Origin of the sequence: Enterococcus sp. 2201sp1_2201st1_C11_2201SCRN_220225 (assembly GCF_040925905.1) — a bacterium.
Lineage (GTDB): Bacteria > Bacillota > Bacilli > Lactobacillales > Enterococcaceae > Enterococcus_C > Enterococcus_C asini_A.
Window position 1 is genome coordinate 1 of sequence record NZ_JBCOJC010000045.1, and the last position, 4,546, is coordinate 4,546.

The 4,546-nt window shown below is 43.5% G+C and carries 6 protein-coding genes; 5 read left to right on the plus strand and 1 reads right to left on the minus strand.

The features are described from left to right. From AB5754_RS10775 to AB5754_RS10795, 5 genes are all read left to right on the plus strand, one after another. Nucleotides 1-533: C40 family peptidase (locus AB5754_RS10775; protein ID WP_368259591.1), on the plus strand; the 533-nt coding region annotated here is incomplete at its 5' end. Nucleotides 534-656: 123 nt separating this feature from the next. Further along, on the plus strand, nt 657-1,160 hold the full coding sequence (locus AB5754_RS10780) for a VanZ family protein (RefSeq protein WP_368251901.1): 504 nt from the start codon (nt 657-659) through the stop codon (nt 1,158-1,160). A 95-nt stretch (nt 1,161-1,255) separates the two neighbouring features. Next, nucleotides 1,256-1,981, plus strand: coding sequence for a YebC/PmpR family DNA-binding transcriptional regulator (locus AB5754_RS10785; protein ID WP_368251902.1), 726 nt, complete (start codon nt 1,256-1,258; stop codon nt 1,979-1,981). Between the two features lie 10 nt (nt 1,982-1,991). Then, nucleotides 1,992-2,672 (plus strand): YoaK family protein, encoded by a 681-nt coding sequence (locus AB5754_RS10790; RefSeq protein WP_368251917.1) that lies wholly within the window; start codon nt 1,992-1,994, stop codon nt 2,670-2,672. Between the two features lie 13 nt (nt 2,673-2,685). After that, a complete protein-coding gene (locus AB5754_RS10795) occupies nt 2,686-3,192 on the plus strand; it encodes a DinB family protein (RefSeq protein ID WP_368251903.1) in 507 nt (168 codons plus the stop codon). A 154-nt stretch (nt 3,193-3,346) separates the two neighbouring features. Here AB5754_RS10795 and AB5754_RS10800 read toward each other — a convergent pair. After that, on the minus strand, nt 3,347-4,546 hold a 1,200-nt coding region (locus tag AB5754_RS10800), incomplete at its 5' end, for a L,D-transpeptidase family protein (RefSeq protein WP_368259592.1).

Here is a 4,546-nt window from a genome sequence, read left to right on the forward strand (position 1 = left end):
CTACTACACCAAGTACGGAAGTAGAAACACCAAGTTCAACAACACCAGAAACACCAGTTGTTGAAACGCCAACGCCAAGTACACCGACACCAAGTACGCCAGAAACACCAGCTGTTGAAACACCGACACCAAGTACACCAGAAGCACCGGTTGTTGAAACACCAGCACCAAGCACTCCTTCAACTGGCGGGGACTTGATTGCGACTGCTTATAAATACATTGGTACACCATATGTATGGGGTGGTTCTACTCCAAGTGGTTTTGACTGTTCTGGTTTTACTTCTTATGTGTATCGTGAAGCATACGGCCGGGAAATTGGTCGGGTAACTACTGCTCAAGAAGGTAATGGACCCGTGATTAGCGTTAATGCTGCCAAAGCTGGCGACTTATTATTCTGGGGTTCACCTGGTGGTTCTTACCACGTAGCCATTGCTTTAGGTGGTGGCCAATACATCCACGCACCACAACCTGGCGAATCTGTAAAAGTTTCTTCTTACTCTTACTATCGTCCAAGCTTTGCCGTATCTATGTAATAAAACGAAAGCTTTCGACCAGCGACTTGTTCGCTGGTCTTTTTTTTGACTCTTTATGAAAACTTCCTGAAAAGAGCTTGTCCCCTTAAGGAAACGTGATAAGATAAACAAGAGGTGAAAACTGTGAAAAAAATGTGGAAGCAGCCTAATTTTTATTTTGCCATTGGTATTTTAATTATGGTGATTTTGTTTATTAGTTCGTCACAAACTTATGAAGAGCAGTCTCAAATCGGGTTGATTCAGCGTGTGCTTAAATCAGAACCTTTAAGACAGCCATTATCTGCCATTCAGTTTGAATATGCAGGTAGTCAGGTATCGATAGCCTCTTTAGGTTATAGCAAATTTGTGGAGTTCTTTATTCGCAAAGGAGCCCATTTTGTTACTTACTTTATGATGGGAGGCAGTTTTTGTTTAGGGCTGTACTATAAGCAGAAGAATTTCTGGTGGGCCGGCTTTTTTGCTTGGCTGTCTGCCACAGGTTATGCGGGGATGGATGAATTTCATCAACAACTTACTGGCGGTCGCACTCCTTTATTTGAAGATGTGATGTTGGATTCAGCTGGGGCACTTACGGCGGTTCTATTGATTTTACTGATTTTTGTAGTGAAAGGGCGACGATTGCGCTGAAATAGTACTGAGAAAGGTTTTTTCTTGGGCTTTTTGAAAGGCTTGTTCTAAAATGAAGTAGAAACCATGTATGAATGGAATAAGGAGGATGTCGTATGTCAGGACATAGTAAATGGAATAATATTCAAGGACGAAAAAATGCACAAGATGCAAAACGGGGGAAGATTTTTCAAAAGCTGTCTCGAGAAATCTATATGGCGGCTAAAGCCAGTGGTCCAGATCCAGATACAAATCCGGCTTTGCGCCTCGTTATGGATAAGGCGAAATCGGCCAATATGCCCAATGACAATGTAGAACGGGCGATTAAAAAAGCTACTAGTACCACAGAAGGAGCCAACTATGATGAAGTGAGCTACGAAGGCTATGGTCCTGGTGGGGTGGCGATTTTAGTACACGCTTTAACGGATAACCGGAATCGGACGGCGACAAATGTGCGGGTTGCGTTTACCCGCAATGGTGGTAACTTAGGAGAAACTGGTTCCGTAAGTTATATGTTTGAGCGTCGAGGTTATCTTGCCATTGAACGAGCTGGTCTTGAAGTAGACGAGGATAGGATGCTGGAAGATATTATTGAAGCAGGGGCAGAAGACATGTTAACCTCACCAGAAGTCTTTGAAATCTATACCGCTCCAGAAGATTTTACCGCGGTGCGAGATCAATTGACCGCTGACGGTTTTACCTTAGCACAAGCGGAGCTGACCATGTTGCCAAGTACTACTACTAAAGTGACAGCAGAACAAAGAGAACAATTACAAGTTTTAATTGATAAACTGGAAGACGATGACGATGTTTCTGAAGTTTATACGAGTTTAGAGGAGTAATTTTGTGAGAATGCCGAAGTTTGTTGATCAACGGGTCGTAATCCACGAGAGCTTGCCCATTGGCATTTTATTGGCCATGGCTGGGGGCTTTTTGGATGTCTACACCTATTTGTTTCACGGAGAAGTTTTTGCGAGCATGCAGTCTGGTAATGTAATCCTAATGGGGGTCAGTGTGGCCCAAGGAGAGTTTCATGAGATTGTGCGCTACTTAGTGCCGATTATCATGTTTTTGATTGGAATCTTTATGACCAATTTGTTAAAGCACCAATTTCCGAAAAATCGCTTGTTTATTTGGCAAAATGTGGCGGTGGTTATCGAATTAATAGGTATTTTTTTTGTAGGTCTTTTTTCGGAGTCTACCAGTAATTTGGTGATTAATTCTGCCTTGGCTTTTTTTGCGGCCATTCAATATGCTACTTATCGTAGGTTAGCGGGATTGCCCTATGCCACTACTATGACTTCGGGGAACTTGCGCTCGATTGCCGATTACGCCTATGCCCATTTTTTTACTAAGGATCCCACAGCGTCTTTTAAAATCAAATACACTTCTACCATAGTAGTAGGTTTTTTCACTGGCGCCATTCTCAGTGCCTTGTCAGCCCCTTTGTTTAAAGGCCGCGCCATTTGGTGTGTGTCTTTGCTGTTAGTTGTGGTTTTAGTGATTACGTTAAAGAATCAAGAACCCGCTTGAAAGGAGAATTGCGATGAACGCTATGGAATTATCCCGGGACACATTGCTTCGGGCTCAAGAACGCTTGGAAGAAACATTAGGGCAAATGACGGTCACTGAGGCCAACCAAATGCCTCATCCGTTAATCAAATCGGTGACTTGGCTCATGTGGCATACTGCCCGGGAATTGGACTTACAAATTTCTCAGTTAAAGAACAGTGAATCTTTATGGCAAAACAAATGGAGTGCTCGCTTTGCTTTGGATTTACCTGATGATACCGAGGAGTGGCACCATACCCCAGAAGAAGCGGCGAAAGTCGTTGTTTCCGATAAAAGTATTCTGTCGGCGTATTTGGAAGCGAGCATAAGCTTAGCCGAGGAATATTTGTTGAATCTAGACGAGAGCAGTTTACAAGATGTGGTGGATGATTCATGGGAAGTACCTGTCACGCGTCAAGTACGGCTGGTTTCGATTATTGATGATGCTGTGATGCACTCAGGTCAAGCAGTCTACACAAGAAGATTGGTCATTAATAAATAAAATAAACCCGAGACCTATTTAGTCCAAAAACTAAACAGGTCTCGGGTTTTTAGTAACGGAGTACCTGGCAAAAGCAATCAAATGCTAGTAAATCAAAAATAGCTTAGTCTATAAAAAAGGAACAGCCTAAGCTGCTCCATTAGTCAATTATGAATTAGAAAACTAGGACGGGGGTCCCGACTTCCACTGCTTCATATAATGTCTTCATCACATCTGGCGGTGTGTTCACACAGCCGTGGGAGCCATTGGTCAAGTAGAGGTCACCACCGTATGCCGGTTGCCAATCAGAATCGTGAATTCCTACGCCGGTCCAGTCAATTGGTAACCAGTAGGCAACAGGAGAGGCATAATCCGTACCATCATCATTTTTCCCTTTTAACGTTTCATTGGTTTTCTTTTCCCAAATGTAGTTCACGCCAGGAGGAGTAGCAGATTTTGGTTTACCGGTTACGACATCGGTTTCTAGAGCCACCGCACCGTCTTTGTAGTACCACATGTGTTGATTTTGTAGGTCAACTTCAATATAGGTATTGCCAATTAATGGCGTATCTGCAGCGGCACTGCCGGCAGTTATTGGCGTGCGGGTAAAGGGTGCGCCAGCTAGAATGGCTTCCATTAAAGCATCGGTTTCGCTATCTGGCTGAATGGTCCAACTATAAGTTCCTGCTGGGACGCTGACTTCTCCTCGTTTGGTACTGTTAAATTTCGTAGCATTGGTACTCGTGTTGTATTTTTCACCAAGAGAAGTGACATAGGCTTTGACTTGTTCCCGGTCTAATGAAACTTTGCCATCTGTATAAGTTAACCAGCCAGAGATTGTTTCTGTTGGGATTTGGAAAGTTTCGCCGTTAATGGTGTAATTGCCCTGAATTTGGGCGATTTGATTAAGCTGGTTCATTTGTTCTTGTAATGTTGCATCGGTGGAAAGAACAGTTGGTTTTTCTGTATAGTCCATCAAATCTAAGGTGAACTGATCTTTTGCCACAAAAGCTTTTAAGTCTTTAATAACCTGGTCCACATTAACGGAATTCCCGTTCACTTCTGGGGTAATGGTAAAACCAGTTGGGCCTTTGGTTAAGGTAGCGTCGGCAGTTTTGGTGCGGCTTTCGTTTAAGGTGTTTAGTTCGGTTTGGATGTTGGCTGCCGCAGCATCTAGCTGGGCTTCATCCAGGGTTAAGCCGTTGACATCGCTACTATTGCTGGTAAAGACGTAAGCCATTCCCCAACCCCATTGGTTTTGATCCCCTAAGAGATTATCTAACTCTTTGGAAAAGTCCGTTTTCATCCCTAAGTCCGCTAGGGAAACCTTTTTCCACTCCGTCCCGTTATCGGTAATGGTGAAGTTGGTTTGTGC

What these genes read in the sequence shown, in the direction of transcription:
- AB5754_RS10785 (WP_368251902.1), top strand. Translation starts at nt 1,256, where the DNA reads ATGTCAGGACATAGTAAATGGAATAATATTCAAGGACGAAAAAATGCA.
- AB5754_RS10790 (WP_368251917.1), top strand. Translation starts at nt 1,992, where the DNA reads ATGCCGAAGTTTGTTGATCAACGGGTCGTAATCCACGAGAGCTTGCCC.
- AB5754_RS10795 (WP_368251903.1), top strand. Translation starts at nt 2,686, where the DNA reads ATGAACGCTATGGAATTATCCCGGGACACATTGCTTCGGGCTCAAGAA.